21 protein-coding genes are annotated in these 23,730 nt (G+C 71.4%); 10 read left to right on the forward strand and 11 right to left on the reverse strand.

Features of this window, described 5'->3' with window-relative positions:
* Positions 1-32 precede the first annotated feature (32 nt).
* The gene (locus tag KV100_RS00850) at positions 33-719 is read left to right on the forward strand and encodes a vancomycin high temperature exclusion protein (RefSeq protein ID WP_220341027.1); all 687 of its coding nucleotides are present in this window, start codon (positions 33-35) and stop codon (positions 717-719) included.
* A 198-nt stretch (positions 720-917) separates the two neighbouring features.
* On the forward strand, positions 918-1,712 hold the full coding sequence (erm, locus tag KV100_RS00855) for a 23S ribosomal RNA methyltransferase Erm (RefSeq protein WP_220341028.1): 795 nt from the start codon (positions 918-920) through the stop codon (positions 1,710-1,712).
* 2 nt (positions 1,713-1,714) lie between these two features.
* On the opposite strand, the gene KV100_RS00860 is transcribed toward erm, so the two are convergent.
* Together KV100_RS00860 and KV100_RS00865 are read right to left on the reverse strand one after the other, a co-directional pair.
* Complete coding sequence (locus KV100_RS00860; protein ID WP_220341029.1) at positions 1,715-4,501, reverse strand: DUF2804 family protein; 2,787 nt, start codon at positions 4,499-4,501, stop codon at positions 1,715-1,717.
* Positions 4,501-5,802 (reverse strand): MFS transporter, encoded by a 1,302-nt coding sequence (locus tag KV100_RS00865; protein ID WP_220341030.1) that lies wholly within the window; start codon positions 5,800-5,802, stop codon positions 4,501-4,503. Before KV100_RS00865 ends, KV100_RS00860 begins: the two co-directional genes overlap by 1 nt.
* 132 nt (positions 5,803-5,934) lie before the next feature.
* On the opposite strand from KV100_RS00865, the gene KV100_RS00870 reads away from it, so the two are divergent.
* Both KV100_RS00870 and KV100_RS00875 read left to right on the forward strand, forming a co-directional pair.
* On the forward strand, positions 5,935-7,734 hold the full coding sequence (locus tag KV100_RS00870; protein WP_220341031.1) for a tannase/feruloyl esterase family alpha/beta hydrolase: 1,800 nt from the start codon (positions 5,935-5,937) through the stop codon (positions 7,732-7,734).
* Positions 7,735-7,849: 115 nt separating this feature from the next.
* The gene (locus KV100_RS00875) at positions 7,850-8,521 is read left to right on the forward strand and encodes a GntR family transcriptional regulator (RefSeq protein ID WP_220341032.1); all 672 of its coding nucleotides are present in this window, start codon (positions 7,850-7,852) and stop codon (positions 8,519-8,521) included.
* A gap of 31 nt (positions 8,522-8,552) precedes the next feature.
* Here the strand turns inward: KV100_RS00875 and KV100_RS00880 are convergent, their stop codons facing one another.
* From KV100_RS00880 to KV100_RS00900, 5 genes are read right to left on the reverse strand one after another with little or no spacing between them, the layout of a single operon-like run.
* Entirely contained in the window at positions 8,553-9,503 is a 951-nt protein-coding gene (locus KV100_RS00880) for a VOC family protein (RefSeq protein WP_220341033.1), read from the reverse strand.
* Positions 9,504-9,524: 21 nt separating this feature from the next.
* The gene (locus KV100_RS00885) at positions 9,525-10,592 is read right to left on the reverse strand and encodes a 4-oxalomesaconate tautomerase (protein ID WP_308290345.1); all 1,068 of its coding nucleotides are present in this window, start codon (positions 10,590-10,592) and stop codon (positions 9,525-9,527) included.
* Complete coding sequence (locus KV100_RS00890) at positions 10,589-11,299, reverse strand: 4-carboxy-4-hydroxy-2-oxoadipate aldolase/oxaloacetate decarboxylase (protein ID WP_220341034.1); 711 nt, start codon at positions 11,297-11,299, stop codon at positions 10,589-10,591. Before KV100_RS00890 ends, KV100_RS00885 begins: the two co-directional genes overlap by 4 nt.
* On the reverse strand, positions 11,296-12,048 hold the full coding sequence (locus tag KV100_RS00895; RefSeq protein ID WP_220341035.1) for a PIG-L deacetylase family protein: 753 nt from the start codon (positions 12,046-12,048) through the stop codon (positions 11,296-11,298). The genes KV100_RS00890 and KV100_RS00895 overlap by 4 nt, the downstream gene beginning before the upstream one ends.
* Positions 12,045-13,025, reverse strand: a complete 981-nt coding sequence (locus KV100_RS00900; protein WP_220341036.1) for an ABC transporter substrate-binding protein — start codon at positions 13,023-13,025, stop codon at positions 12,045-12,047. The genes KV100_RS00895 and KV100_RS00900 overlap by 4 nt, the downstream gene beginning before the upstream one ends.
* A 144-nt stretch (positions 13,026-13,169) precedes the next feature.
* On the opposite strand from KV100_RS00900, the gene KV100_RS00905 reads away from it, so the two are divergent.
* Both KV100_RS00905 and KV100_RS00910 read left to right on the forward strand, forming a co-directional pair.
* Complete coding sequence (locus KV100_RS00905; RefSeq protein WP_220341037.1) at positions 13,170-14,606, forward strand: M1 family metallopeptidase; 1,437 nt, start codon at positions 13,170-13,172, stop codon at positions 14,604-14,606.
* 113 nt (positions 14,607-14,719) lie between these two features.
* Positions 14,720-15,475: an SDR family oxidoreductase gene (locus tag KV100_RS00910; RefSeq protein ID WP_220341038.1), complete on the forward strand. Its 756-nt coding sequence runs from the start codon at positions 14,720-14,722 to the stop codon at positions 15,473-15,475.
* A gap of 154 nt (positions 15,476-15,629) precedes the next feature.
* Here the strand turns inward: KV100_RS00910 and KV100_RS00915 are convergent, their stop codons facing one another.
* The 4 genes from KV100_RS00915 to KV100_RS19970 form a co-directional block, all read right to left on the reverse strand.
* Positions 15,630-15,914 (reverse strand): hypothetical protein, encoded by a 285-nt coding sequence (locus KV100_RS00915; protein ID WP_220341039.1) that lies wholly within the window; start codon positions 15,912-15,914, stop codon positions 15,630-15,632.
* Between the two features lie 273 nt (positions 15,915-16,187).
* On the reverse strand, positions 16,188-17,072 hold the full coding sequence (locus KV100_RS00920) for a deoxyribonuclease IV (RefSeq protein ID WP_220341040.1): 885 nt from the start codon (positions 17,070-17,072) through the stop codon (positions 16,188-16,190).
* Between the two features lie 9 nt (positions 17,073-17,081).
* A complete protein-coding gene (locus tag KV100_RS00925) occupies positions 17,082-18,149 on the reverse strand; it encodes a DUF2776 family protein (RefSeq protein ID WP_220341041.1) in 1,068 nt (355 codons plus the stop codon).
* Between the two features lie 382 nt (positions 18,150-18,531).
* Entirely contained in the window at positions 18,532-18,753 is a 222-nt protein-coding gene (locus tag KV100_RS19970; protein ID WP_220341042.1) for an FAD-binding protein, read from the reverse strand.
* Positions 18,754-18,851: 98 nt separating this feature from the next.
* Here KV100_RS19970 and KV100_RS00935 point away from each other — a divergent pair, with 98 nt between their 5' ends.
* The 4 genes from KV100_RS00935 (at position 18,852) to KV100_RS00950 (ending at position 23,672) form a co-directional block, all read left to right on the forward strand.
* Positions 18,852-21,641, forward strand: coding sequence for an AAA family ATPase (locus tag KV100_RS00935; RefSeq protein ID WP_220341043.1), 2,790 nt, complete (start codon positions 18,852-18,854; stop codon positions 21,639-21,641).
* A gap of 115 nt (positions 21,642-21,756) precedes the next feature.
* A complete protein-coding gene (locus KV100_RS00940; protein ID WP_220341044.1) occupies positions 21,757-22,395 on the forward strand; it encodes a sigma factor in 639 nt (212 codons plus the stop codon).
* A 78-nt stretch (positions 22,396-22,473) separates the two neighbouring features.
* Positions 22,474-23,061 carry a hypothetical protein gene (locus KV100_RS00945; RefSeq protein ID WP_220341045.1) on the forward strand — a complete coding sequence of 196 codons (588 nt, stop codon included), beginning with the start codon at positions 22,474-22,476 and terminating at the stop codon, positions 23,059-23,061.
* A 53-nt stretch (positions 23,062-23,114) separates the two neighbouring features.
* The gene (locus KV100_RS00950; RefSeq protein ID WP_220341046.1) at positions 23,115-23,672 is read left to right on the forward strand and encodes a TOPRIM nucleotidyl transferase/hydrolase domain-containing protein; all 558 of its coding nucleotides are present in this window, start codon (positions 23,115-23,117) and stop codon (positions 23,670-23,672) included.
* The last annotated feature ends 58 nt before the right edge of the window (positions 23,673-23,730 follow it).

Here is a 23,730-nt window from a genome sequence, read left to right on the forward strand (position 1 = left end):
CGGCCGACGGCCCGCCCCCTACGCTGACCGACATGAACCGCACGCGTCGGGCCGTCGTCGTCCTCGGGGTCCTCGGACTGACCGGCATCGTCCTCCTCGGCACCGCCAACGCCGTCGTGCTGGCGCGCACCGACCAGTGGATCGTCGACGATCCCGACGACCTTCCGCACGCCCAGGTGGCGATCGTGCCCGGCTCGCTCGTGCGACCCGACGGTACTCTCGGGGCGGTCGTGCGCCAGCGGGTCGACGCGGCGGTGGCCCTGTACGGGGCGGGCACGGTCGACAAGATCCTGGTCTCGGGAGACAACGGCACGCACGCCTACAACGAGCCGGACACGATGCGTGACGCCGTCCTGGCCGCCGGCGTCCCGCCCGAGGACGTGTTCACCGACTACGCGGGCTTCAACACGTGGCACACGATGCTGCGGGCTCGCGAGGTCTTCGGCGTCTCGACCGCGGTCGTGGTGACGCAGGACTTCCACATCGCGCGGGCCGTCGACCTCGCCCGCAACGCGGGGCTGGAGGCGTACGGCCTCGGCGTCGGCGACGCGAACGCCCTGCGCGCCGACGTGCGTGAGCTGCTCGCCCGGGTCCGCGGGCTCGGTGAGGCGACCGTGCGGCCCGACGTCGTCCTCGGCCCGCCGCTCCCCATCGAGGGTGACGGGCGCGACTCCTGGGCACCCGACCGCCGGCCGCCGGTCGACGCCAAAACCGGGTGACGAGGTGGCACCGACCTCCTAAGGTGGCGCGCATGTGCTTCGCCTTCGCGTGCCCCCTCGTGATCCGTCCCCGCCGCTCCTGACGGCGCGGCGCCTCACCTTCGATCGCGTCGTCCTCCGGATGCCCCGCACCCGGCAGCGCGTCGGCGACCCCACCCGCTCCCGGGTGCTCCACTCCTCTGCGGTTGGAGCGCTCCCTTGCGATCACACACCCCTCACGGCGGCCGGCACGAGCTCGGCCAGAACTTCCTCCACCACCGTCCGACCATCGAACGCATCGTCGCCCTCGTCGGTGCGACGGACGGCCCCATCCTCGAGCTCGGCAGCGGCGACGGCGCCCTCACGCGTCCGCTCGCCGGCCTCGGACGCGACCTGCTCGCGGTCGACCTGGACCGTCGTCGCGTCGAGCGCCTTCGCGCGCGGCTGCCGGGGGTCACCGTCCGTCAGGGCGACGCGCTCGACGTACCGCTCGACCGTCCCGTCGTCGTCGGCAACGTCCCGTTCCACCTGACCACCCCGATCCTGCGGCGCCTGCTGCGGTCGCCGGGATGGCAGCACGCCGTCCTGGTGACGCAGTGGGAGGTGGCGCGCAAGAGGTCCGGTGTCGGAGGGAGCACCATGATGACGGCGCAGAGCGCGCCGTGGTTCGCCTTCGATCTGCATCACCGTGTGCCTGCGAGCCACTTCACCCCGATGCCGAGTGTCGACGGCGGGATCCTCACCGTCGAGCGGCGTGAGCACCCGCTGGTGCCGACGACCGAGCGCGCCCGGTACGAGCGGTTCGTGCGGGCGGTGTTCACCGGCCGGGGGAGGGGACTCGAGCAGATACTCGTACGGGTGACCGGGACGCCGGCGCGAGGCGTCCGGCGTGCGCTGGCCGAGGCGCCCGTCGGCCGAGCGGCGCTGCCGCGCGACCTCGCCCCGGCCCAGTGGGCGGCGTTGTGGTGTCGGCTCGGAGCGGCGGCGGTGAACGAGCGGTCACCTGGGTCCTGACGTCACCAGCGGTTGCGGACGTCCTCGGCCCATCCGACGAGCCCGTCGACCTCGACCCAGGTCCCGGTGTCGTCCTGGACGCGTCCGCTCCAGTGGCCGAAGCACTGGTGCGTCCGGGACGAGAAGACCTTGAGGTCGGTGACGGACCTCTTGAGGTGGAAGGGCGTGAACGTGAGGTCGACGGTGCCACCGGTGATCCGCCAGGGCGCCATCCAGTCCTCGACGTCGTAGCTCCACACCAGCTCCTCGCTGATCTTCGACAGGTGCCCGTCGACGACCAGCGCGTTCTCCACCGACCCGGTGCCGTCGGTCCACTTCCCACCGACCTGGATCCCGATCACCCGGCCGCCGGTGCGACCGGACCCCGCACCCCAGTTCCAGTGCATCGCGTACGGCCAGCGACCGCGGCCGTGGTCCAGCGTCGCCCAGGACTCGCCGTCGGGAAGGTCGGAGGCGACCCCGTCGACGCGGATCCTGCCGGTCGCCGGACGCGCCACGTCCTTGACCGTGTACTGGAACAGACGGTCGCTCCACGGCACGACGACGCCGAGCGACTCGTGTCCCTCGGGTCGATGGGCGACGACGTCGACCTGCACCCGCTCGGTCCGGGCTCGGAGACGCGTCCCGCCGTCGACCTCGTCGAGAGCGATCTGCACCTTGTTGGTCCGGGCACGGGCCGGACCGGCCCCCAGCGTGCCGGGCAGGGTGGCGCTCCCGCCGAGGATGCCGATGGCGTCGTACGCGATGGTCTCGCCGGTGGTCCGGTCCAGCAGCCACAGGCCGTGCACGGCGGCGTAGTCGATGTCGGAGAGCACGAGGGCGACCACGTGCGTGGGGGTCGTCACCGCCCAGTACTCCCAGCGCTTGTTGCGCCCCTTGCCGAGGCGGCCACGGCCGATGCCGTCGGTGGTGATCAGAGGCGTGCGCGTCCACCCGACCGCGTCGGGGTTGAGACGACCGTCGGGCAGCGTCAGGGACACCGGCGCCGTGATCTCCCGCTCGACGACGGTCAGCGGGCGTGCAGATCCACCTGCCGCGTGGTCGTGCCGCTGCCGCAGCCGCTGGTTGGATTCTCGTACTGCTTCGGCGTCCACCTTGAGCACCTTCCGGTCGTACGTCATCAAGCCGTTGGTCTCATCCTCCACGTCGGCGAGCTGGGTGTAGACGAAGGCCGTCAGCCCTTGCTCGACGGCGGGTCCCACCTGGGTGTGCTGGAGGCGCAGGTAGGCACGCTCGAACGACGAGCGGTCGGCGATCTTGCGGTAGCCGAACTCCTTGTCGCCCCAGACGTGTCCCGGCACCCGATGGGAATAGCCGCCGTACTCCGACAGCACGGCCGCGCGCGGGTCGTCGGTGTCTGCACGCGAGAGACGGTAGCGCCGGAAGTAGACGTGCCTGCTCGCCATGTCGCCGCCGCCCTGGTCGTACCAGCCGCTCGCGTGGTCGACGGGGCGGCTCGGGTCGAGCGCGGTGACCCGCTGGGCGACGGCGTCGGCGTCGAACTGGCCCCAGCCCTCGTTGAACGGCACCCACGCCGCGACGCTCGGGACCGAGCGCAGCAGCGCGACCGTCGTGTCGAGCTCCTCCAGGAACTCCTTACGGCCGTCCGCGTCCTCGCGTCCGAACACGCGGTAGCGAGAGTCGTCCAGCCGGACAGGCAGCACGACGGGCGCGGTGACCACCGCGGGGTGATAGCGGCGGCCGCCGTTGACCATGTCCTGCCAGACGAGCATGCCGAGCCGGTCGCAGTGGTGGTACCACCGCATCGGCTCGATCTTGATGTGCTTGCGCAGCATCGTGAAGCCGAGGTCCTTGGCCGTCCGGATGTCGTGGACCATCGCCTCGTCCGACGGCGGGGTGTAGAGGCCGTCCGGCCAGTAGCCCTGGTCGAGCAGACCGGCGTGGAGGTATGGCTCGCCGTTGAGCAGCAGGCGCGTACAGCCGTGCGCGTCGGGGCCTGTCCCGAAGGAGCGCATCCCCACGTAGCTCGTGACACGGTCGTCGCCGAGCCGGACCTCGACGTCGTACAGGAAGGGGTCCTCGGGTGACCAGGGGCGCACGCCCGAGCCCAAGCTCAGCCGAGTCGGCACGCCGACCGCCACGTCGGCGCCGACGACCGTACGGCCCGCCGCGCCGATCGACACCTCGGCCTCGCCCGCCCCGCGCCCGCCCGCGACGACGCAGACCTCGACCTCGCCGCTCTCCAGGTGCGGCGTGAGCACGAGCCGGTCGACCCACCGCGCCGGGACCGACTCGAGCCAGACGGTCTGCCAGATCCCCGACTGCGGCGTGTACCAGATGCCGCCGCGGTCGAGTCGTTGCTTGCCGCGGCTGCGCCACGACGTGTCGGTGACGTCGCGGACGCGGACCACCACCTCGTGCACGTCGCCGGTCAGGGCGTCGGTGACGTCCAGCGTGAAGGGGAGATAGCCGCCGCGGTGCTCACCGACGCGCGTGCCGTCGACCCACACCTCGCAGTCCTGGTCGACCGCGCCGAAGTGCAGCAGCACGCGGTCACGCACGAACCCGTCGGGGAGCTGGACCGTACGGCGGTACCAGAGCGCCTCGTCGGGCTGCAGCGTGCGGCCGACCCCCGACAGCGGCGCCTCGGGAGAGAAGGGCACGACGATCTCGCCGTCCCACGAGGTCGGTACGGCGTCCGCAGACGCAGCGGTGAACGTGTGCTCCCAGCGACCGTTGAGGGTGACGTAGGAGTCGCGGACGAGCTGGGGGCGCGGGTGCTCCGGCAGCACGCGGTCCGGGTCGAGGGCGTCGCCCCAGGTGGTCATCATGCGGACGGCTCCAGGGTCGCCGGGCGCGAGTCCATCGTGCGCAGCATCCGGGCGGGGATCACGATGAGCAGCACGACGACGGCGGCCGTGGGAAAGATCCACGGGCTCGGCACCTGCTTGACGACGCCCAGCTCGGTGAACGTCTCGTCGGCGCCGGCGATCACCGCCGCGCCCAGGAAGGGTCCGACCACCATCGGGACCAGGACCGCGAAGATCATCCGCAGGCCCTGCACCTGGCCGGCGCGATCGGGTGGCGTCAGGTTGCGGACCGTGGCGGAGATGGCGGCGACACCGAGCATGAATCCCGACATCGTCACGATGCCGGCTCCGATCACGGCGAGCATGTCCCGCGCGGGGAACATCAGGAGCAGGCCCACGACGTACGCCCCCGCGACCGGCAGGATCGCCCGCGGCGGACCGACCCGGTCGAGCACACGGCCACCCAGGACGCTGACCAGGGCCGCGCCGAGCAGGACCGACGCCAGCACGATCGCGTAGCCCTCGATGTCGAGGTAGCGCTGGACGTAGATGATCAGGTACGGGAGGAAGACCTGCGTGCTCGTGCCGAGGATCGCCCACGCGCTCAGCGCCAGGTAGAGCCTCGGCTGTGCACGCACGGTGCTCGGACGCAGGCCGTGGACGACCGACGACAGATAGCTGCCGCTCGGTCGAGGCGTGCGGGTCTCGCGGAGCCCGAACCACGCGACGACGCCCACCACCGCCGTGGCGCCCCCGACGACCGAGAAGAACAGCACCCAGTGCCCACCCCGGGTGAGCGGGTCGAGCGCCCCGAAAACCAGCAGCATCGCGAGCAGCGGCATCGTGGCGAGGACGCCGTCGACGCGGCCTCGGTTGCCGGGGTGGGTGGAGTCGGTGACCCAGGCGTTGAACGCGGCGTCGTTGGCGGCCGCGCCGAGGACACTCATCACGCAGTCGAGCAGGATGATGACCGCGATCGCGACCGTCACGGCGTCGACCATCGGGAGCAGCGCCGCGGCGGCATCGACGCTCACCAGCCCGAACGCTGCGGTGCAGGCACCCCACAGGACGTAGCCGCCGGCGATCAGCTCGCGACGCCGCCCGCTGCGGTCCGACGCCGCGCCGGCGAGCAGCGTCGCCACGGTCGCGGCGAGAGCGCTGGCGGCGACCAGCGTCGCCAGCGCCATCGGAGAGTCGGTGATCGTGTCGTAGACGAACACGTTCAGGTACATGTTCTCGACCGTCCAGGCCAGCTGGCCGGTCAGGCCCAGGACGACGACCCACGTCCAGAGGCGACGGTCCGCCGGGTGCTCGTTCATGAGCCGGACTGTAGTGGCGTCGATCACGTCTGCGGCGGATCGGGGTCGCGAGATATTGACAACGTGATTGCATTGAGGATTGTTGACGATCTGTGCGACGCTCGTCACCTCGGTCTCGACGAGGAGGCGCACATGCCCTGGTCCTTCATCCCCCGGCTCCGCCCGCAGCGACCACGCGGTGTGGCCGTCACCGTGGCGGCCCTGCTCACTGCCGCAACGCTTGCCCCTGTCGCCGTCGCCACGGCCGCCCCTGCCGTCGGGGGCGGTGGCAGATCCGCCCACGCCGGGGTCACCCCCGACGGCCTCGCCCGGCTCAAGGCCCTGGCTCCCGTCATGGGCTGCGCGGAAGTGGCCGAGCTCGACCTGACCGGGGTGACCGACGCCCCTGTGGACATCACCTCAGCGACAGTCGTGTCCGCCGGCACCCCGGCGCCGTACTGCGAGGTCCGCGGCACCATCGCCCCGGCCGACACGATCGTCGTCCGGCTCCCGGTCGAGGGCTGGACGCAGCGCTACGTCCAGACCGGCTGCGGCGGTCTCTGCGGCAACGCCACCATCAACTACGGCCAGGCCGCGGGCTGCCCGGTCCTCGCCGACGGGTCGGTCGCGAGCGCGACCACCGACATGGGGCACCAGGGGCAGAACGACGGCTCCTGGGCGGCCGGCAACCCGCAGGCCCAGATCGACTTCGCCTACCGCGGCGTCCACGTGACGGCTCAGACCGCGAAGGCGATCATCCGCGCCTTCTACGGCCGTCGCCCGGCCTACTCCTACTTCACCGGCTGCTCCGACGGCGGCCGTGAGGGGTTGATGGAGGCCCAGCGCTATCCCGACGACTTCGACGGGATCGCCGCCGGTGCGCCGGCCAACAACATGGCCGTCCAGAACACCTTCCACCACGCATGGAACGTCCTCGCCAACAAGGACGAGGACGGACGCTTCATCCTCCTCGCCGACAAGCTGCCGCTGGTCCACTCCGCGGTGATGGCCCGGTGCGACCGCCGCGACGGCGTCGCCGACGGCGTCCTCGACGACCCGCGCGCGTGCGACTTCGACCCGGCCGTCCTTCGGTGCCGACCCGGCCAGGACACGGCGACATGCCTGTCGACGGCGCAGGTGCGGGTCGTTCGCAGGTTGCACGAGGGCGCGACCGACTCCCGTGGTCGTCGTCTCGAACCTGAGATCTCCCACGAGTGGGGCTCGGAGCTCGAGTGGACGCTGTTCGTCCCAGCCAGTCAGGGGCAGACGCCGATGAGCGAGAACTTCGCCCTGTCCTACCTGCGCTACCTCGCCGAGCCGAACGACCCTCGGCCGGACTTCGAGCTCGAGGACATCGAGTTCACCGTGCCGTCGTTCTGGCGAACCGTGCAGTCCTCGAGCTACATGTCAGCGCTCGACCCCGACCTGTCCGCCTTCCGGCGCGGCGGCGGCAAGCTCCTGCTCTGGCACGGCTGGAACGACCAGCACATCTCTCCGCAGTCCACGCTGGCCTACTACGACGCCGTGCAGGACACCCTCGGCGCACGGCGTACGGCGTCGTTCTCGCGGCTGTTCCTCTTCCCCGGGCTCGCGCACTGCAGCGACGGGGCCGGGCCCAACACCTTCGACGTGCTCACCCCGGTGATGGCGTGGGTCGAGAGCGGACGTGCTCCCCGCTCGATCGCCGCCTCGCGGACGGCGGACGGGTCCACCCGGACGCGTCCCGTCTTCCCGTACCCGACGGTGGTGCGGTACGACGGGACGGGCAGCACCGACGAGGCGCGCAACTTCGTGCCGGTCACTCCACGCCGCCAGCCCGGACCGGGCTACCGCTGGGTCGGTGAGCGGCTCTACTCGTCCGACTACCAGACCTGGTGCCGGGCCGTGGACGGGAGGCTCGTCTGCCGTCCGTCCCGCACGTGGCTCACCCGGCGCGGTGACCTGGCCAGGTGACCGACCGGTGGTGCTGCCTCGCTTCCCCTGGGTGAGGCGGCACCACCGATATGATCGACGTCGATGCCGGCGGCAGCTCAGCAGCCGGCGCGAGTGCTTCCCGGGGAGGGCACGCATGGCCGCGACCGAGGGGCGTCCCACGAGCGATCCGCGCGTGGTCACCGACGCCATCCGCGCCGCGATCCTGAGCGCGGAGTTCGCCCCGGGCCAGCGCCTCGTCGAGGCTGACCTGTCCGAGCAGTTCCGCGCGAGCCGGTCGGCCGTGCGTGCCGCGCTGTTCAGCCTGGCGACCGAGGGCCTCGTCGAGCGGATCGCCAACCGGGGCGCACGTGTCCGGGTGGTCTCGCTGGAGGAGGCGACCGAGATCTACGAGGTGCGCATGGTCGTGGAGGCGCTGTGCGCCGCGAAGGCGGCCGAGAGGATCGACGACGCCGACGTCGCGATGCTGCAGCAGATCGGCACCGAGATGCGAGCTGCGGTCACCTCAGGAGACGTGTTCGGCTACTCCGCGCTCAACCAGCGGCTCCACCGCGCCCTGCGCGACCTGAGCGGGCAGAAGACCGCAGCGGACGTCCTCGACCGACTCCGCGGGCAGCTCGTACGCCACCAGTTCCGGCTGGCGACCCAACCCGGGCGCCCGCAGGTCTCGCTCGACGAGCACCTGCAGATCATCGACGCCGTCTGTGCCCGCGACCCCGACGCGGCCGCCATCGCGGTTCGCCGGCACCTCGAGAGCGTCATGGCGGCGATGCGCAAGGCGGCGGAAGCCACGGCCGCCGCCGTCTGACCGCAGGCCCGCGCTGCCCTTTCGCTTCCGGCTAGGCGAGCGGCGGGGTGCCGTGGGTGTGGAAGCTCTCGATGGTCTTGAGTCCCCACGCCTGGCCCTTCGCCCGCTCCGCCTCCGTCCACGTGACCAGCGGCCAGTCGGGGGCGAGGACGAGGCGGGTGAGCGGGTTGCAGAGCTCGATGCGGTTGCCGCCCGGCTCGTAGACGTAGAGGAAGAACGTCTGCTGGATGGCGTGCTTGTGCGGGCCCGTCTCGATGAAGACACCGTTGTCGAGACACAGATCGGCGGCGCGAAGGATGTCCTCGCGGGTGTCGGTCGCGAAGGCGACGTGGTGGAGACGCCCCGACGACCCGGACCAGTCCTCCGTGTAGACGAGGTCGTACGACTTGTTGGTGAAGGTCAACCAGCGTGCTGCGACGGTGCCCGAGTCCAGCACGATCTGCTCGGTCGGACGCCCCCCGAGCGTGTGCTCGACGAACTCGACGTTCGGCAGCACCGAGGCCGCCAGGAAGTTGACGTGGTCGAGACGACGCACGCCGACGCCCTGGCGCGGCTTCGCCTGCGGCTGGTTCTTGAGGCCCGGCCGGAGGTCGTCCGGTGCGTCGTACCACGCGGTCTCGTAGTACAGCGCGATCTCGTGGCCGTCGGGATCGGTCGTCACGTACGTCGGTCCGGTGCCCGCGCGTCCGTCGGTCCAGCGGCCGTCGCGCCCGCTCTCCTCGATCGCGCGGACTCGACGGCGCAGCGCCTCGTCGCTCGACGCCCGCAGTGCGGTACGCCGGATCCCCGCGGTCTCGTGCGCCGTGACGACGACGCTCGTGAGCTCGTAGTCGTCAAAGGTCCGCAGGAGGACGGACCCCTCCTCGCGCCCGGCCTCGGTCATGCCCAGGATCTCGGTGAAGAACCAGACGGTCCCGTCCACGTCCGGGGTGAGCAGCTCAACGTGGCCGAGGTGGGCGATGTCGCCGAGGGGCGGGGGCATGGTGGCTCCTTCGGGCAGGGGTCAGAGACGAGCGGGGCCGGGGAAGACGGTGCCGTCGAGCAGCATGCGGGCCGTCCGCACCACGGACGTCCGGCTGACGCGGGGTGTGTCGCCGGCAGTTTCGTCCACGTCGAGAGCGAGGTCGAGGAAGCCCGTCGGGTGCTCGAGGCGGACACGCCCCCCGGGCCTGGCCGCGAGGTCGTACGCGACCGTGCCGGGTAGTGCGGCGGCCGCGGCGATGGAGGCGCCGCCGAGCACGCCGATCGCCTCGTGGACACGGTGCGGGATGAAGCTCCGGGTGCGCAGCGAACCGCCCTCCTCGGGTGAGGAGACGAGGACGATCTTGGGGACGGTCGACGTCTCGAGATCGGTCGAGAGCCCCATCGCCGCCGACGCGGCGGCCCTGACGAGATGGACGCGCTCCCGCAGCGCGTCGTCGGCCTCGAGCTGGTCGGGCGGCTCGCCCCCGGTGATGCCCAGGTCACCGGCACGGACGACGACCGTGGGCATCCCGTTGTCGATGCACGTGACGTCGAGGCCGGCGAGCCGATCGATGACGGCGCCCGTCGGGAGGAGGGGGGCGGACGGCGGGGCGAGCTCGATGTCGACGGGGGCGGCGGTTCCCGGGACGCCGGCGAGGTCGGTGTCCCCCTCGTACGTCACGGTGCCCCCCGGCGTCCGCACGTGCAGGGTGGCCCGTCCGCCGGTGTTGAGCATCCGGACCCGGACGGGGGTGACGCCACCGTAGGCCCCGACGAGGCCGCGCTCGACCGCGAACGGTCCGACCGCGGCGAGCATGTTTCCGCAGGTCTGGGAGTCGGAGACGACCGGCTTGTCGACGACGACCTGGAGGAAGAGGTAGTCGACGTCGACGTCGGGCTCGGACGAGGTGGAGACGACGGCCACCTTGCTCGTGAGTGGGTGGGCGCCGCCGACGCCGTCGATCTGACGACGGTCGGGGCTGCCCATGACGCGCAGCAACAGGTCGTCACGGTCCGCGCCGCTGGGCGGGAGGTCGTCGGCCAGGAACACCGCCCCCTTGGAGGTGCCGCCCCGCATCAACGCGCACCGGACGCCGTCCGAGGTCACTGCCGGCCCTGGGCGTCGCGGACGGTGTCGTACGGGCGGTACTCGACGCCGAGCCGTGCCAGCACGTCGCGCAGACCGTACCGGTCGAGACCGAGCTGGCCGGCGCGGAACGCCTCGCGGGTCGCCGCCTCCTTCTCGACCCGAGCCTGACACGCCTCGAGGGTCGCCTCGACGTCGCCGAGCGGGACCCGCACGACACCGTCGTCGTCGGCGACCACCACGTCGCCGGGGCAGATCGTCTGGTCGGCGATGGTCACCGGGACGTTCACCGAGCCGGCCGTCGCCTTGACCGTGCCTTCGGCACTGACGTGGCGCGACCAGGCGCCGAAGCCCATGGCGCGCAGCTCGGCGGTGTCGCGCACGCCCGAGTCGATCACCACGGCGACGGTCCCTCGGTGCGCGAGCGCGGTGGCGAACAGCTCGCCGAACATCCCGTGGGTCGACGGCGCAGCCGTGGCGACGACGAGCACATCACCGTCACCGCACTGCTCGACCGCGGCGTGGATCATGAGATTGTCACCCGGCCAGCACACGGCGGTCACCGCGCCGCCGGCGACGGTCAGGCCCTGCTGGATGGGTCGCACGTCGGGACCGAGGCTGCCGGTGCGCCCCATCGCCTCGTGGACCGTCGCCACGCCGTACTCGCGCAGCCGTGCCACGGCCGCGGGGTCCGGGCGTGGTGGTGAGGTGACGACGACCGGCGTCATGCCAGTTCACCGGTCACCTGCGGGTAGGGCCGCATGTAGGCCTCGCCGTACGTGGTGCTCGCCAGACCAAGGTTGGGACCGGCGTTGCGCCGCAGCTGGACCCCTCGCCGGGTGGCGAGATCGGTGTAGTAGTCCCAGAGGTGCTGCTGGGCCGCCAGGCACTCCATCGCGGCACGCTTGGTGTCGAAGACCTCGGTGATGTCGAGGAGGACCTCGGGCCGGAAGCCGGACATCTCTGGCTGGTGCGGCTCGAAGAAGAAGACCGGCGGGGCGCCCAAGGGCTCACCGGCGGCGGGGTAGCCGGCCGCCTGTGCGAGCACGCGGGCGTCCAGCGCCATCCGGGCCGCAGCCGGGTGGTCGACGTTGTAGGGGTCCTCGAGAGGATGGGTGAGAACGACGTCGGGCTGCACCTCCCGGTAGAGGCCCACGAGGTCGTCGACGAGCTCGGGCCGAGCCACGAGGGGATAGTCGCCCGCGTCGAAGAAGCGCACGGTCGCCCCCAGGACGGAAGCCGCCTCCTCCGCCTCGGCACGCCGTACCGCCTTGATCTCCTCCAGCGAACGCCCCTCGCGCCACGCTCGGGCGGACTCTCCCCGCTCGCCGAAGGTGAGGCAGGCGATCGTCACCTGCTGGTCCCGCGAGGCGGCGAGCGCGATCGCACCTCCCGCCCGCCACACGAAGTCGCCCGCGTGCGCGGTGACGACGAGAGTGGATCGAGTGCCCGCCGACTCCTCGACTGCAGAGCTCACGGAAGCATCTCCTCCAGGTCGGGCTGCTTGCTGATGAGCTCGTCCTGCTCGGCCAGGTCCGCGAGCTTCTGGACGGAGTCCTCGTCTATCTCCGCGGACCAGCGGGGGAGCATGACGGCCTTGCCGATCGCCGGGTCGATCTCGGTGTAGGTGCCGAGGACGGTGCGGACCTCGTCCGGGTGAGCCTGGGCGTACTCGAGCGACTTCTCCATCGCGGTACGGAACTTCTTGACGACCTCGGGGTTCTTCTCGGCGTACCCCTTCGACGCGAAGTACATGCCCACCTCGAGGTTGGGGTCGGTGGCGGCGTAGTTCGAGACGACCTGCCGGTCGCCCTGCTGGGTGGTGATGGTGAGGAAGGGTTCGACGACCTGCCCGGCGTCGACCGTCCCCTTGGAGACCGCCGCCGCGATGTCGGGGAACGGCAGCTCGATGTAGTCGATCGACGAGGGGTCGCCGCCGTCCTGCCGAACCGCCTCGTTGATGGTCGTGGTGTTGATGTTCTTCAGGGTGTTGACGGCGACCTTCTTGCCGGCGAGGTCGGCGGCGGTCTGGATGTTGCTGTCCTTGGAGACGATGACGGCGCCGAAGTCCTTGCCCGCCTCGCCGGTCGAGGAGACTCCCGCGCTGACTACCTCGAGCGGGAGGCCCTGGGTGTTCGCGAGCAGGAGGGAGATCGTGTTGCTGAAGCCGAACTGGAACTCGTCGCTCACGACCCCGGGGACGATCGCGGCTCCGCCCTGCGCCGTCTTGAGGGTGAGATCGAGGCCCTCGTCCTCGAAGAAGCCCTGGTCGATACCGAGATAGATGGGTGCGACGTCGACGATCGGGATCACACCCACGGTGACGGCGGTGGTGCCGTCCTCGCCTGCCGACGAGTCGTCACCGCCGCAGGCGGTGAGTGCGAGCATCACCGCCGCCACCACGGCGAGGAGCCGGAGCGGGCGCGGAGCGCGGGGGGTGGGCGACCTGTGCATGGGGTCTCCTCGGGGGTCGGGCGGTCGTGCCGGGCGACGGATGCCTCGGGTGAGGTGCCAGGCACGCTACCGATATTGTGAACAATTGTGAAGACGAAATAGCAGACAAGGGTAGAGACCCCTGAGGAGCGCTAGCGTCTGCCCATGAGTCCTTTGCACCGCACCCTCCCCGTCGCCACCGCTCTCGTCCTCGGCCTGACCGGTGCCGCCCTCGGCTCCTCGGCGAGTGCCGCCCCGGCCGCCCGGCCCCCCGTCGTCGGGCACCCTGGCGGGTCCTGGGCCGGTGACCCCTACTTCCCGGCCATGGGCGCGACGGGATACGACGCGCTGACCTACCACCTCGACCTCGACTACGACCCGGTCGACGCGACGAGCGGCACCCTGGACGCGACCGCCCAGCTCACGCTTCGGCCCACCACGACGCTGTCGTCGTTCAACCTCGATCTGCGCGGGCTCGACGTCTCGTCGGTCAGCGTCAACGGTCGACGCGCCGGCTTCACCCACGAGGACGGCGAGCTGACGGTGACGCCGCGGCGACCGTTGCGCAAGCACGTCCGGGCGGTCGTGCGCATCTCGTACGGCGGGACGACCGGGCGTCCGGTCGACGCCGAGGGCTCCCTGTACGGGTGGGTCTCGACCGCCGACGGTGCGATGGTCGTCAACGAGCCCGATGGCGCCCCGACGTGGTTCCCGGTCAACGACGACCCCAACGACAAGGCGATCTACGCGTTCAGCATCACGGTGCCCAAGGGCAAGGCAGCCGTCGCCAACGGCGTCCAGATCGGCAAGCCGAAGACGCGTGCCGGGCGCACGACCTACCGGTGGTTCGAGTCGAGCCCGATGGCCAGCTACCTCACTACGGCGACGATCGGCGACTTCGACATCACGACCACCCGCGGCCCTCGCGGCATCCCGATCATCAACGCGATCGATCGCGACGTGACGCCGGCCAACCGCGCCACCAGCGAGGCGTCGCTGGCCAAGCAGGCCGACATGATCGCGTTCTTCAGCGACCACTTCGGGCGCTACCCCTTCGCGTCGGCCGGCGCGATCGTCGACGACGACTCGGTCGGCTACGCGCTCGAGACCCAGTCGCGCGCGATCTACTCCCGCTCGGCGAGCGAGGGCACGGTGGCGCACGAGATCGCCCACCAGTGGTACGGCAACGCGGTCTCGCCCCACCGTTGGTCCGACATCTGGCTCAACGAGGGGTTCGCGACCTACGCCGCGTGGATGTGGGGCGAGCACACCGGCGGTCGTACGGTCGAGGCGCGCGCGGCCGCGGTCTACGCGACCCCGGCGACCTCCGGTCTCTGGACGACGGTGATGGCAGACCCGGGCCCGCTGAACCTGTTCGCCGGAGCCGTCTACGACCGGGGAGCGCTGACGCTGCACGAGCTGAAGCAGAAGATCGGCGACGACGACTTCGCCAGGCTTCTGAAGGCATGGGCGCGTGGCTCCCGCTACGGCAACGCGACGACGAGCGACCTGGTCGCGCTGGCGGAGTCGATCTCGGGCCAGGACCTGAGCGCGTTCTTCGATACCTGGGCCTACACGCCGGAGAAGCCCACCACCTGGTGACGCCGGGCACCTCCGCAGGAGGGGCGAGAGGGCGTTGTCACAGACGGGCCTGCTGTCAGGTCACTACGTCGAGGGGCAACGCCCTCCGTCAACCGAGCCAGAGAGGTGCAGTCATGAAGGTCACCATCATCGGTGGAACCGGCCTGATCGGATCCAAGATCGTCGAGAGGCTCCGGGCACACGGCCACGAGGCCGTCCCCGCCGCGCTCCAGACGGGCGTCAACACACTCACCAACGAAGGCGTCGACGCCGCGCTCGTCGGCGCCGACGTGGTCGTCGACGTCTCCAACTCGCCGTCGTTCGCCGACGACGACGTCATGAGCTTCTTCGTCACCTCGACGACCAACCTCGTCGGGGCTGCGAAGCGGGCGGGGGTGGGGCACTACGTCGCGCTGTCCGTCGTCGGCGACGACCGCCTTCCCGCGAGCGGCTACCTGCGTGCCAAGGTCGCGCAGGAGAAGCTCATCCAGGAGTCGGGCATCCCGTACTCGATCGTCCGTGCGACCCAGTTCTTCGAGTTCGTCCCGGCCATCGCGGATGCGTCGACGGTCGATGGCGTGATCCACCTCCCACCGGCGCACTTCCAGCCGATGGCCGCGGACGACGTCGCCGCGACCGTCGGTCGTACGGCGGTCGGACCACCCGTGGAGGGCGTCCGCGAGATCGGCGGCCCGGAGAAGGTGCGGATGAGCGAGTTCATCTCCGACGCGCTCCAGCAGACCGGGGACGACCGTGAGGTCGTCGCCGACGAGCACGCGACCTACTTCGGCACCGAGGTCGCCGACGACAGCCTCGTCCCGGCCGACGGTGCCGAGCTGGGCGCCACCACCTACCGCGCCTGGGCCGACGCTCGCAGCGTCTCGGCCTGAGACGCAGAAGGACGCCGGTGACCAGATGCGCTCCGGTCGTCGGCGTCCTTGCACGCTCAGGCGACGCCGGCGACGGAGCACTCGTCGAGTGCCTCGACGATGGTGTCGGTGACGGCTGCAGGCCGAGACAGGCTCACCGCGTGCGACGCCCCGCTCAGCTGGGTGATGCTGCGGGCCTCCGCCCGACCAGCAGGACGGGGCGGTCGAGGCCGGCCACGACGTCACGCACGTACGCGGCATCGCCGCTCACGCTTCGCAGCGGATTAGCCGCGGCCACGACCTCCACGTCCCGGGCGTGGAGCATCTCGATCACGGGGTACCAGCTCGCCGACTCGGCGAAGGCGCCGTGGACCAGCACGACGGCCGGTGTGTGGTCGCTCCGCAGTTCGAGCTGGAGGTCGGTGGACCCGTCGTCGCGGGCGCGCAGGTAGATGTCCATGACCTCGGGCGCCGCCGTAGACGAGACCGAGCACCACGGCGCGACGCAGGCCGTCCCCGCGGATGGCCAGCACGGTCCTCGGCCGCAGGAGGAACAGGGCAGCGGCGGCGATCGCGAACCGTACGGCGAGGAAGTCGACCGGCGGGACGACCTCGACGAGGTCCTTGATGAGGAAGAACGTGGACCCCCACGCTGCCGTGACGGCGAGCAGCGCGGCTGCGGCGAGGACCCCGTACGAGCGGGGCGCCAGCTCCATGGCGCTGTCGGCGGCGCTCACTGCGGGCGGAGCGAGGCCAGGAGCGCCAGGTCCTCGCGCCACGCGTCGGCGCCGCCTGGGGTCTCGAGGACGAACGGCACACCTACGGTGGCCGGGTGCGCGAGCATCGCGGCGAACGCGTCCTTGCCGAGGTGCCCGACGCCGATCCGCTCGTGGCGGTCCTTGAAGCTGCCGCGGACGTCCTTGGAGTCGTTGGCGTGGACGAGGGCGAGTCGGCCGGGACCGGCGACCTCCACGAGACACTCGAGGGTCGCGGCGACTCCCGTGGGCTCGTCCAGCGGTTCGCCGGCGGCGAAGGCGTGGCAGGTGTCGAGGCAGATCCCCACGCGAGGGTGGCGTTCGAGCGCCTCGAGGTACGGCTCCAGGTCGTCGACCTTCGCGCACAGCGAGCGCCCCTGCCCCGCGGTCGGCTCGAGCAGCAGTCGAGGCCCCTCCTCGGGGAGGGCGTCGAGCAGCGGGAGCAGACCTTCGCGGACCTGCGCGAGCGCGGCGTCGTACGCGCCGTCGTCGACGCACGAGCCGGTGTGGACCACGAGCCCGCGTGCCCCGATCGCGTGCGTACGGGCCAGGTTGTGGGCCACGCTCGCCACAGACTTCTCGTACGTGGCGGGGTTCGGGCTGCCGAGGTTCACGAGGTACGGGGCGTGGACGAACGCAGGCACGCCCTCGGCCTCGCAGAGTGCGCGGAACGCGGCGTCCTGCGCCGGGTCGCCCGCGGACGCGGCCCATCCGCGGGGGTTGCCGGTGAAGACCTGCAGCGTGTCGCCACCGAGATCGCGCATGGCGCGCCAGGCACCCTTCGCCAGGCCCGGACCGACGGGGACGTGCGCCCCCAACGGGTTGCGGGCATGCGTCGGCGGAGGGGTGGCAGGGGAGGGCACGGCCGCATTCTAGGGCGCCTGGCCGGAGGTCCCGCTCTCGAGGATGCTGACGATCGAGTACAGCGAGAAGGCGACCGCCCCGAGGCCGACGAGGACGCGGGCAGCGATGAAGAGGTTCGTGTCGTCGACCGCCGCCTGGAACACGAAGGCCGCGAGGAACAGGCACGCGAGGGCGGTCGTCACCGGGATCAGAGGGACCCGGTTGGCGAGGTCGAACGTCCGGCGCCAGACGAGCGAGAGGAGGCCGACCTTGCTGAGGATGCTGTAGCAGACGAGGCCGAGGCCGATCATCACGAACCCCGGCGTCAGGGCGTACGGCTCGTCGTTCACCAGGAGCACCACGACGCCCCAGACCAGGCTCACGGTGCCCATCGCCACCACGAGCCACGGCCAGAGGATCCGCTCGCGGGCGACGTACTTGTTCTCGATCTGGCGGACGATGCTGACGACCAGGCCGACGAGGCTCGTGCAGATGCACGCAAGCCCGGCCATGACATGACCGACGGTGAAGCGAGCCGGGGTCGTCGACCCGAAGAGGTTCGCGAGGGCGAACCCCCACGCCACCGCGGCGAGGACGATCGGGACCGCGACCAGCAGCGGGGCGGTCGGGCGGCCGAACGCCTCCGGCCGTACGTGGTGGTCACCCACCTCGAAGCTCGAGTTCTCCGGGATGAGGGTGAACTTGGTCGACGCCGTGGCCACGGTCGCGACGCATCCGCTGATCAGGCCCAGGCCAAAGACCACGTGCCCCGCCACGTACTCCTGGCTCTGGGCCGTGCCCGATGCTCCGGCGAACAGCGTCACCCCGTACGAGGCCGTTCCGGCCGCTACCGCGTAGCCGAGAACGGGGTAGAGGACGCGGTCGAGCGCGGTGAACCGCTGAAGGAGCTGTCTGATGATCGTCGCCGCCGTGCAGAACAGGCACAGGCAGATGGCGGCCAGGAACGTCACCACGTGTCCCGCGACGAAGTTGTCGGCCACATCGCCGGCGTTCCACACGTAGAGCCCGAAGCCGAGGCACAGCGCCATCATCGCGACCGGGATCGCGCGGAAGACGACGCTCTCGACGTAGCTCACAGCTTCTGAGCCTAGGGCCGGCCCTACCCGGCCGCGAGCCGATCGGCGCTGGATCAGACGATGCGCAGGACGATCGTCGAGCCCGGGGGTGCCTCGTCGCCGCTTCCGGGGGACTGCCGGGACACCGTCCGTCCTGGGATCGCGGGGGAGAGCCGAGGAAGGCCCTCGTGAAGAAGTCCTCGAGCACCGGGCCAGGTCGTGTTCGTGTCACGCAAGCGCGGGCGTCGGCACCTTCCTAGAAGTAGGGAGCCGATGATCGAGGAGGGGCGACGCATGGGGGCGCCAACCGGGAGGGACGGTCGTGAGTACCTCGACGCTCCCGGCCGATACCAGCACGAGACGTGCAACTACATCGTCGACCGCGCCCACTACTACGCCCTCGCTAGAAAACCCGAGGAGGACCACGCCGCAGCCATCCGGGCCCGCTACCGGGCTCATCCAAGCCACCGGCCGCCAACGAGGTGTGCGCATCGGCGACGGGTCGCTTGCCCAGCGCCAGCACCGCCACACCGGCCTCGGCGACCTCGATCGCCGCGCGCAGGCCGGACCCTCCCGTCCCGACGACAAGGACAGACGTGGCGAGCTGGTTCTCTCGTCGCACCACGGTCGCTCCTCGATAGAATGCAGGCCTACGTCGACCCGACCGAGCAGCGTCGCGATCTGTGACACCGGCATTGCGGAGCGTTCCTGCAGGAGCCGCCCATGAGCGCCACCCCCCGCACGCAGCTGCTCGGGCGTCGGCGAGAGGCAGAGATCCTGTGCGACCTCGTCGATCGGACGCGACACGGCGCCGCCGCTGTCTGCGTCGTCCGGGGCGAGGCGGGCATCGGCAAGTCGACGCTCCTCGACCACGTCGCCGTCCACGCCTCTGACCTCACCGTGGTCCGGGCGCAGGGCGTCCAGGCCGACATGGACCTCGCTTTCGCCGGCGTCCATCAGCTGTGCGCGCCGTTCCTCGGACAGCTCGGCGACCTCCCCAGCCCTCAGCGCGACGCGCTCCAGGTCGCCTTCGGGTTGGTGGACGGACAGGCGCCCGACCGCTTCTTGGTCGGTCTCGCGGTGCTGAGCCTGCTCACGGCATCGGCTGACGCGCGGCCGCTCGTGGTGATCGTCGACGACGCCCAGTGGCTGGATCGGGTCTCACTCCAGACACTCGAGTTCGTGTCGCGTCGTCTGCTGGCCGAGCCGGTGGCCGTCGTCTTCGCCGTGCGGCACTCCGAGGGTGAGCCGGTCCTCGCCGACCTCCCGTCGTTGGAGGTGGGCGGGCTGGATGACCACGCGGCGCGGCAGCTGTTGGCCTCGGCGGTGCACGGACCGATCGACGACCAGGTCCGCGACCGGATCGTGGCGGAGACCCACGGCAACCCGCTCGCGCTGCTGGAGCTGCCGCGGGGCCGCAGTGCCGCCGACCTCGCGTACGGCTTCGAGATCGGGGACGCAGGATCGGTGTCGACGAGAGTCGAGCGCGACTACGCGCAGAGGCTGGCGGGCCTGCCGCGGCCGACTCGGCTGCTGCTGCTCCTCGCCGCGGCGGATCCGGTCGGTGACGCGAGCCTTCTCGCGCGGGCCGCCGGGCACGTCGGCATCACCGCGGACGCAGCGCCGGCGAAGGCCGCCGGCCTGCTCGAGTTCGGGGAGTCGGTCCGGTTCCGACACCCGTTGGCACGCTCGGCCGTCTACCGCGACGCGCTCCCTGACGAACTGCGCCAGGTCCACCGCGCGTTGTCGCTGGCCACCGACCCGGTCCAGGACCCCGACCGGCGTGCCTGGCACGCCGCGAAGGCCGGCTCCGGCCCGGACGAGGAGGTCGCGGCCGCTCTCGAGAGCTCCGCAGAACGCGCTCGGCTCAGGGGCGGCATGGCCGCTGAGGCCGCGCTCCTCGACCAGGCAGCGCGGTCGACACCGGATCCGCGACGGCGTGGGCGACGCGCGTTGGCCGCGGGGGAGGCGTACGTCGCTGCAGCGTCGCCCGACGCCGCGTCCGAGCTGGCCGGCGTCGCCGTGCTGTGCCCGTTGAGCGCGCAGGACCAGGCGCGGCTCGTACGCCTGCGGGCACGTGTCCTCTTCGCCCGCAGCCGCAGCGACGAGGCCGCACCACTGCTCCTGGACGCAGCCGCCGCCTTCGCGAGCGAAGGGTCACCCCTCGCGCGCGAGACCTACCTGGAGGCGATCAGCGCCACCGTGTTCTCCGGTCGGGTCCACGGGCCCGCGGGTGCTCAGGCTGCGGCGATCGCCGCACGTGACTACGTGACCGGCGTTGTCGGCGCGCCGTCATCACCGCCTGCCCCGTCAGACCTGCTGCTGGAGGGGGTCACCACCCTGCTCGCCGACGGGCTTCCCGAAGGGGCGCCGCTGCTGCGACGAGCGCTCGGGCCGTTCGCGGACGAGGAACCAACCGACAGAGAGGCGACCCAGCGGTGGTTGGCGCTGGCCCCTGTGGCGCAGGAGACCTACGTCCACCAGCTGTGGGACTTCGCGGCGTGGACGACGCTGGCGGCCCGGATGGTGCGCGTCGCGCGAGACGTCGGCGCACTCGGCGTGCTGCCCCAAGCACTGCAGTTCGAAGCCGGGGTGCACCTCCACCGCGGCGATCTCGCCGCTGCCGCGCGCCTGATCGCGGAGGGTGACGCGATCAGCAGGGCGACCGGCTCCGCGCGGCTGACGTACGCGGCGCTCGTGCTCGCGGCCTGGCGGGGTGAGGAGGCTGATGCCACACGCATCCTCGACGAGGCACGCGAGAGCGCGACCGTCCGCGGCGAGGTCTCGCTCCTCGGAGTCAGCGGACATGTCGAAGGGGTCCTCTACAACGGGCTCGCCCGCTACGACCGAGCGCTGGACGGAGCCCGCGCAGGGATCGAGCACGACGGCTTCAACTTCACCGGCTGGGCGCTGGCCGAGCACGTCGAGGCGGCCGTCAGGTGTGGCGAGGACGACCTCGCCGCGGAGTCGCTCCGTCGCCTGACCGAGCGGACTGCTCGGGTCGGCACCGGGTGGGCCCAGGGCATGCGAGCACGCTGCGAGGCCCTGCTGCGGGCCGGGGACGAGGCGGACCGTCTGTACGAGGCAGCGCTGGAGCACCTGCGGGGCGAGGGCATCACGGTTCAGGTCGCCCGCACGCACCTTCTCTACGGCGAGTGGCTCCGGCGTACGAAGAGGCGAGCGCTGGCGCGCGAGCACCTTCGTGCCGCGCACGAGCTGTTGCATGCGATGGGAGCCGACGCCTTCGCGGAGCGGGCCCGCCGCGAGCTCCGCGCGACGGGGGAGAGTGCCCGTCCCAGCGACGACCGCCGGGACGACCCCCTCACACCCCAGGAGTCGCAGATCGCCGCGCTCGCGGCGGAGGGGATGACCAACCCGGAGATCGGCGCCGAGCTCTATCTGAGCCCGCACACCGTCGAGTGGCACCTGCGCAAGGTGTTCGCGAAGCTCGGGATCGGCTCACGGCGTCATCTGCGCGACGCGCTGACGTCGGGGACGGCCGCTCGTCCGTAGGCGCGCGACCACGCACCGGACCACGGATCTCCGGGGCGCGGGGCACGAGGCGACGACCGGAGGCTGGATCTCCCAGGCACTCGGGTGCCGTCGGTCCGGTCCCACAGGAGCCCGCATGTCCCCACACGACCTCGACGCCGCCCTCCAGACCTTTCTCTGTCACCGCACGCACCTCTTCCGGGTCGCCTACCGCATCGTCCACGACGTCGCCGGCGCCGAGGACGTCGTCCAGGACGCGTGGCTCCGCTGGCAGCGCACCGACCCTGCAAAGGTCACGAACCCCGCTGCCTTCCTCTCGACGACCACCACCCGCCTCGCGATCAACGTGATCCAGTCGGCCCACCACCGGCACGAGAGGTCAGGCAGCCCGGCCGTGCTCGGGCTCGCCGACCCCGCCCAAGACCCGTCAGGGCACGTCGAGCGCGCCAGTGAGGTCGAGCAGGTCCTTCACCTCCTGCTGGAGCGGTTGACCGCGGCCGAGCTGGCGGCGTACGTCCTCCGCAAGGGTTTCGACTACCCCTACGCGACGATCGCCCGGCTGCTCGAGACCACCGCCGCGAACGCTCGGCAGCTGAGTCGTCGAGGGCAGGAGCACCTCTCGAGCGACCGTGCGCGTCGAGTCGACGCCGATGCTCACGGTCACCTCCTCCAGGCGTTCTTCGCGGCCTCGCGTACCGGTGACCTGAGGTCCCTGGAGCGGCTGCTCACCGAGGGCACGCGTGTGCCGTCCCGGCTCGCTGACGTGGCCGCCTAGTCCGGACCTGCCGCAGAGAGCGGTGCGGGCGTGCGGCACCATCGGTGCACCACCCCTTCTCTTGATGGCGAGACGGCGTTGAACGACCATGAGACGCGGCGCGAGACGCCGCGCCGAGCTGCGCTGGCGGTCGGTGTGGTGGTGGCCGTCGCCGCTGCGTCGATCGGAGCGCTCGCGTTCGTGACCGGCGGAGCCCCGGTCGAGGACGTCGAGGGAGACGGCTCGGTCGCGGCCGTTGCTCGCGTTGCCGGCCCGGGCAGGCTGACGCTCTCGGTCGGCCCGCTCTGCGCGGACGCAAACGGGGCCGTCGACGTTCTCGCCGTTGCGGCCGCCGGTCGTGCCCGTGGGCTGGCAGTGACCGACTTCGGCTTCGTGGCTCCCGTGCGAGCCGCCAACGGCGACAGTGGGGTGGTGGTCGACGAGAATGCCTCGCTGCACGAGAACCTCGATGGCCGGCCGGTCACGACGCGGTTGTCTGCGCCGTGCAGCGGGGCCGCAGGCAGCCCTCCGGAGCTGGTCGTGGAGCTCCGCAAGACCCTGAAGGGGATCGCTCGGGCGCGCGGGTTCGACATCACGTACCGGGCAGGTGGTCGCAAGCACCAGATCTTCGTCCCGTACGGCCTTCGGGTGTGTGAGCCGACAGGGAAGTGCGACACGACGGCCTGAGGCGTCGACCGGGACGACCCCGCTCCTGACGCTGGGGTGGCTATCGTCAGTCCATGCCACGCAGGCTGCTGCTGGTCGAGGGCGAGAGCGACGAGGTCGCCGTGCGGGCGCTCGCGCGTCGGCGGGGAACCGACCTCGCGGGCGCCGGGGTGGCCGTCGTGGCGCTGGGCGGGGTGACCAACCTCGGCCGCCATCTCGACCCCGTCGATGATGCCGAGCTGGTCGCTGTCCTCCACGACGTCCGCGAGTCCCCGTACGTCGAGCGGACCCTCGCCCGTCACCAGGCCATCCCGACCGCGAGGTTCGTCTGTGACCTCGACCTCGAGGACGAGCTGATCCGCAGCCTCGGCGTGCCGCGGGTCCTCGAGGTGATCGAGTCGGCGGGCGACCTCGGCGCGTGGCGCACGCTGACCCGACAACCGTTCCACCGAGACAGGCCGGAGGACCAGGTGCTTCGGCGCTTCCTCGGCACGACGAGTGGACGAAAGGCACGCTACGCGCGGCTGCTCGTCGGTGCGCTCGACCTCGACCGGGTGCCGCGCCCTCTCGTCGATGCCCTCACGGCAGTTGGTGCGTCATCCCTCTCGCCGGGGGAGAGTCCCCTGTCTTGACTCGAACCGTTCCAGCTCCCTGCCACGATCCGTGGCTACCTCACCGCGCACGAGCCGG

Origin of the sequence: Mumia sp. zg.B21 (assembly GCF_019550855.1) — a bacterium.
Taxonomy (GTDB): Bacteria; Actinomycetota; Actinomycetes; order Propionibacteriales; family Nocardioidaceae; genus Mumia.

Coding starts and splice junctions, on each gene's coding strand:
- KV100_RS00875 (WP_220341032.1), top strand. CDS start 7,850: ATGGCCGCGACCGAGGGGCGTCCCACGAGCGATCCGCGCGTGGTCACC.
- KV100_RS00870 (WP_220341031.1), top strand. CDS start 5,935: ATGCCCTGGTCCTTCATCCCCCGGCTCCGCCCGCAGCGACCACGCGGT.
- KV100_RS00865 (WP_220341030.1), bottom strand. CDS start 5,802: ATGAACGAGCACCCGGCGGACCGTCGCCTCTGGACGTGGGTCGTCGTC.
- KV100_RS00915 (WP_220341039.1), bottom strand. CDS start 15,914: ATGGACATCTACCTGCGCGCCCGCGACGACGGGTCCACCGACCTCCAG.
- KV100_RS00850 (WP_220341027.1), top strand. CDS start 33: ATGAACCGCACGCGTCGGGCCGTCGTCGTCCTCGGGGTCCTCGGACTG.
- KV100_RS00905 (WP_220341037.1), top strand. CDS start 13,170: ATGAGTCCTTTGCACCGCACCCTCCCCGTCGCCACCGCTCTCGTCCTC.
- KV100_RS00860 (WP_220341029.1), bottom strand. CDS start 4,501: ATGACCACCTGGGGCGACGCCCTCGACCCGGACCGCGTGCTGCCGGAG.
- KV100_RS00900 (WP_220341036.1), bottom strand. CDS start 13,025: ATGCACAGGTCGCCCACCCCCCGCGCTCCGCGCCCGCTCCGGCTCCTC.
- KV100_RS00940 (WP_220341044.1), top strand. CDS start 21,757: ATGTCCCCACACGACCTCGACGCCGCCCTCCAGACCTTTCTCTGTCAC.
- KV100_RS00880 (WP_220341033.1), bottom strand. CDS start 9,503: ATGCCCCCGCCCCTCGGCGACATCGCCCACCTCGGCCACGTTGAGCTG.
- KV100_RS00910 (WP_220341038.1), top strand. CDS start 14,720: ATGAAGGTCACCATCATCGGTGGAACCGGCCTGATCGGATCCAAGATC.
- KV100_RS00950 (WP_220341046.1), top strand. CDS start 23,115: ATGCCACGCAGGCTGCTGCTGGTCGAGGGCGAGAGCGACGAGGTCGCC.
- KV100_RS00935 (WP_220341043.1), top strand. CDS start 18,852: ATGAGCGCCACCCCCCGCACGCAGCTGCTCGGGCGTCGGCGAGAGGCA.
- KV100_RS00890 (WP_220341034.1), bottom strand. CDS start 11,299: ATGACGCCGGTCGTCGTCACCTCACCACCACGCCCGGACCCCGCGGCC.